General features: G+C 61.8%; 7 protein-coding genes and 1 pseudogene. All 8 read right to left on the minus strand.

What is annotated here, in order from left to right; translation table 11 throughout:
• Positions 1–247: putative phage tail assembly chaperone (locus tag AACY11_RS28025; RefSeq protein ID WP_339496297.1), on the minus strand; the 247-nt coding region annotated here is incomplete at its 3' end.
• Complete coding sequence (locus AACY11_RS28030; RefSeq protein WP_339496299.1) at positions 244–771, minus strand: lysis system i-spanin subunit Rz; 528 nt, start codon at positions 769–771, stop codon at positions 244–246. The genes AACY11_RS28025 and AACY11_RS28030, both read right to left, overlap by 4 nt.
• Complete coding sequence (locus AACY11_RS28035) at positions 768–1,295, minus strand: lysozyme (protein ID WP_339496301.1); 528 nt, start codon at positions 1,293–1,295, stop codon at positions 768–770. Before AACY11_RS28035 ends, AACY11_RS28030 begins: the two co-directional genes overlap by 4 nt.
• Complete coding sequence (locus AACY11_RS28040) at positions 1,292–1,588, minus strand: hypothetical protein (RefSeq protein WP_339433272.1); 297 nt, start codon at positions 1,586–1,588, stop codon at positions 1,292–1,294. The genes AACY11_RS28035 and AACY11_RS28040 overlap by 4 nt, the downstream gene beginning before the upstream one ends.
• Positions 1,588–1,797, minus strand: coding sequence for a TraR/DksA C4-type zinc finger protein (locus AACY11_RS28045; RefSeq protein ID WP_339496303.1), 210 nt, complete (start codon positions 1,795–1,797; stop codon positions 1,588–1,590). Before AACY11_RS28045 ends, AACY11_RS28040 begins: the two co-directional genes overlap by 1 nt.
• A complete protein-coding gene (locus tag AACY11_RS28050; protein ID WP_339433274.1) occupies positions 1,797–2,249 on the minus strand; it encodes a phage protein in 453 nt (150 codons plus the stop codon). The genes AACY11_RS28045 and AACY11_RS28050 overlap by 1 nt, the downstream gene beginning before the upstream one ends.
• 6 nt (positions 2,250–2,255) lie before the next feature.
• The gene (locus AACY11_RS28055) at positions 2,256–3,371 is read right to left on the minus strand and encodes a DUF2586 domain-containing protein (protein ID WP_339496304.1); all 1,116 of its coding nucleotides are present in this window, start codon (positions 3,369–3,371) and stop codon (positions 2,256–2,258) included.
• A gap of 10 nt (positions 3,372–3,381) precedes the next feature.
• A pseudogene (locus tag AACY11_RS28060) lies at positions 3,382–3,508 on the minus strand (virion morphogenesis protein); the annotation flags it as partial.

The following is a 3,508-nucleotide window of genomic DNA, read 5'->3' on the forward strand; positions in this document are numbered from 1 at the left end:
CGTTGGGTGCGTATTCCTCCAGCAGCGCGCCGGCGATCTGCATCACCATCACCGGGTTGGCCAGCAGCGGTTTCAGCGTGGCTTTTTCGTCCTGCTTGACGGTGGTCATCAGCAGGTTGTTGCCCGGCGCGACCTTGTTGGTCTGGGTCAGTGCGTTGAAGTATTTGGTGACGTCCGCCGGGGTCAGGTTGAAGGTGAATTCCTGCTCGCCGACTTCCAGAGTGATTTCGGTGTTCTGTTGGCTCATGGGGTTGCTCTCTTGTTGAGGTTGGAAAAAGTGGTGTCCTGGTGCGCCGGCGACCGCCGGCATACGCCCAGGGCGTATTGCTGGAGTCCGAGAATCATTTGCCGGCTTAGGGCGAGCTGATCTCGGAGGGTGAAATAATCCGGTCGAGCGTCTGCTGCGAGTTCGGCGCGTCCTGCATCAGCCACGCGGGCGGTGCCGGCGGTGGCGGGCACAGATCCGGCGGTGGGACAGGTGGCGCGGACGTGCAACCGGCCAGAGCCATCGCTAACAGCGCGGCGCAGGCGCTTGTTTTCAGTGAGCGCATCGTTCAATTCCTTGGTGTTTCGTTGGTCGATCGCATCACGCTCTGCGAGCATCTCGCCGGTGATGCGGGCCGCTTCGCGCAGACCGTTCGCTTCCCATTGCGCGCTGTCGCGCTCGCGCCTGGCGTCGTCGCGCTGATCGGTCACCCGATCAAACGCCACCCACAACAACAGGGCCAACAGCAGCACAAACGGCGCGAGGCGCAACGGGGAAAGGCTCATCGCAGGCACAGCTCCATTTCAGCCAGCCGGCGGTTGTGCAAGCCTTGAACAAACTGCTTTCGCCCCTTGCCATCGGTGACAAATGCCCACACGGGTGTTTTGCCGTCCGGTGCCCAGGCCAACGCTTTGCAGCCGTCACTGATGCGTCCGGCGTTGATCAACGCCACCGCCCGACTCGCGCAGGTGCTCGGCACGCCAACGTTGTGGCCATGGCTGGTCAAAGCGTCGAAAGTGTTCTGGCGCACGTCCGGGTTGGTGATGCAGTCAGCGAGCTGTAATTGCCCTTTGCTGATTACCAACTGCTCCACCTCGGCACACCGCTCGGGCGACCAGTAATCACCGACCACCACCGGAAACGGGCTGGTGTGTCGGGTGATGCCTTTGCAAACGGTCGGCAGACCACGGGCCAACTTGTCGGCATAAACCGTGTTCTGGCCGTTGCCTTCCCAAGTGCCCAGGAACGCCACCAAAGAGGCGCTGGCCAAGGTCAGCGCGCCGGCCTGAATCTTTCCGCGCAGGCTCATGGGAACCACACCCGCAACAGCGCCGGCACCGCCATTTGCAGCACGGCACCAACCAGCGTGAGGATGGTCAGCAAGCGACCGACCTTCGCGCCAATGTCGTTTACCGCGACCGTCAAATTCTGCTGTCCGGCGTTGAGTTCTGACAGTTGCCCCGCCATGTGTTCGAACCCCTGCTCCAACTTCGTAACGCGGGTCGGCACGGTTTCGTGGCGGTCTTCCAGCTCGCCCAGCCGGTGTTCGAATACGGCGAACTTCTGCTCCAACGATCCGAGACGTGAGGCTTCAGTCGTCATCAGCGTTTACTCCGCTCTGAAACTGATTCGCAAGGTGTGCAGCGGAGTATTCCGCCCAAGGCTCGGCGTTGTTCGGGGATTGGTTTTTCGCAGTCCAGGCAGTGGATGCGGCTCGGCCCCGAGGGGCGCGGCCGCGCCAGTTGCGCCTTTATGGCCTGCTCACGCTCCAGCAGCTCCAACTTCGCGGCCTGTTCGAACCAATCCCCCATCAGCGCAGCCCCTCGATCTCGGTAGCGTCGAGGTACGGAACGCCATTGATGTGGATAAAGTCCGGACTGGTGACGTCGAACGGCACCTTGTGCTTGGTCTTCTCGCCGCCTTTCGGATCGATCGACAGCAGGCTGGAAATTTTCACCTTGCAGCCGAACGCCTCTACGCGCAGTTCCTCGTCTTCGCCGGCCTTGGCGAAGAACACCGCGTCAAAAGGCTTGAGCTTGCGAAAGCTCCCCGCCGATCGCGCCGCGTCGATCAGCAACTGAAGGTTGGAGCTGTCCAGTTCCAGTTCGCCGGCAGCGGCCACGTCGCCCTCCACGTAGCCGTCAGGCACGCCACGGGTTTGGGCCACGGCCGAGTTGTCGGTGATGTCCAGGGTGCAGCTCTCGACGTGCAGCGACAGATCGCCCAGGCTCACGTCGAAGTTCTTGCCGCCAATTTTTGCCATGGGGCGTTACTCCGTTTTGTCAGTGGAAAGATCCAGGGCAATGTTCGCCGTGAGGTCTTTCGGGCAGTTGAGGGGTTTGAGCTTGATGTAGGCCGCGACCTTGGTTTTGCTCAGCCATTCCAGTACCAGGTCGCCGTCTTTCGGCGGTTCGATATCGCCGGGGAACACCTCACCGTTGAACTTGATTGACTTGGCCATGGCACGCAGCGGCGCCATCAGTTGGTTGGTGTTCACCGCCATGCTGTTGGGCGTGTTGTTCAAGCGTCGATCAGCGACGCGGCGGATCAGCAGCGGGCGGATCTGGCGAGCGGCCTTGTCGGTGATGCGCAGGTATTCCACGACCTGAAAGTCACTGCCCGGGGTGTCCAGCATGTTGCAGTCACCCCAATACACGCCCGGATAGTCCGGATAGGTCTGCGACACGGAAAACCGCGCTCGATCCAGTTCACTGCGCACAGCGGACGGCAGCGGAATCAGCTCGCTATCGACGGGCACCTGGCCCAGTCCCAGCACCGGGCCAGTGGCGACCCGCATCGGGCTGTCAGCGATGCTCACCGCCGAATTGGCCAAGCGGCCGGCCAACACACCCAAGTCGTTACCGTGCAGTTGCGGTACCGGCGAAACACGCGGTGCAGCCAGCCCAGTTACCAAAGCCTTTTGCTCGGTGAGGTATTGCGCCCAGGTCTGGTCGACGGTGATGCCGGCGGTGCTTGCGAGAAAGAACACACGGCGCCCGTAGGTGTTGTTCAGGGCAACAGCGGCGTCATGCATGGCCGACAGTTCGTCTGCCTTCGTGACCGGTTTGGTCACTATCACCGCCTCTACCGACACGCCCTGTTGCTGGGTTTTCTGCAACGCGGTGGCCCAGTCGCCTTCGGCGCCGATCGGGGCGGCAAGACAGGCCCAACGCTGGCCGCCGTTTTGGCGTGCGGCGGTGATTTGGGTTTTCAGATCGCTGGCCGGAACGCCCAGGGCGGCGTCCAGATCGCTGTCGGTGTTCAACGGGATGAACTGGCCGACGTTCTTGGCGGCGGGGCCGATGAAAAGAAAGTAACGCTCAACCTCAGTCACGGCACCCTGGCCTAGATTGAGATTGTCGACGGTGACTTGACCGAGTGCCATGCAGTGCCTCTTAGCGGGGTGAAGTTAGGATTTGTTGAAAGACCTGGTTAACCAGCTCGCGGGTTTCGTTGCTGGTGGCCACGCCGAGGAACTGACGTTTTGGCAGGGTGATGTCCCAGCTTTGCGCGCCGGAGGTC

It is taken from the genome of Pseudomonas sp. RA_105y_Pfl2_P56, from assembly GCF_963970845.1.
Classification (GTDB): domain Bacteria; phylum Pseudomonadota; class Gammaproteobacteria; order Pseudomonadales; family Pseudomonadaceae; genus Aquipseudomonas; species Aquipseudomonas baetica_A.

Bases quoted from the DNA above. Each gene is read 5' to 3' on its own strand.
- AACY11_RS28030 (WP_339496299.1), bottom strand. From the start codon at position 771: ATGAGCCTTTCCCCGTTGCGCCTCGCGCCGTTTGTGCTGCTGTTGGCC.
- AACY11_RS28035 (WP_339496301.1), bottom strand. From the start codon at position 1,295: ATGAGCCTGCGCGGAAAGATTCAGGCCGGCGCGCTGACCTTGGCCAGC.
- AACY11_RS28040 (WP_339433272.1), bottom strand. From the start codon at position 1,588: ATGACGACTGAAGCCTCACGTCTCGGATCGTTGGAGCAGAAGTTCGCC.
- AACY11_RS28045 (WP_339496303.1), bottom strand. From the start codon at position 1,797: ATGGGGGATTGGTTCGAACAGGCCGCGAAGTTGGAGCTGCTGGAGCGT.
- AACY11_RS28050 (WP_339433274.1), bottom strand. From the start codon at position 2,249: ATGGCAAAAATTGGCGGCAAGAACTTCGACGTGAGCCTGGGCGATCTG.
- AACY11_RS28055 (WP_339496304.1), bottom strand. From the start codon at position 3,371: ATGGCACTCGGTCAAGTCACCGTCGACAATCTCAATCTAGGCCAGGGT.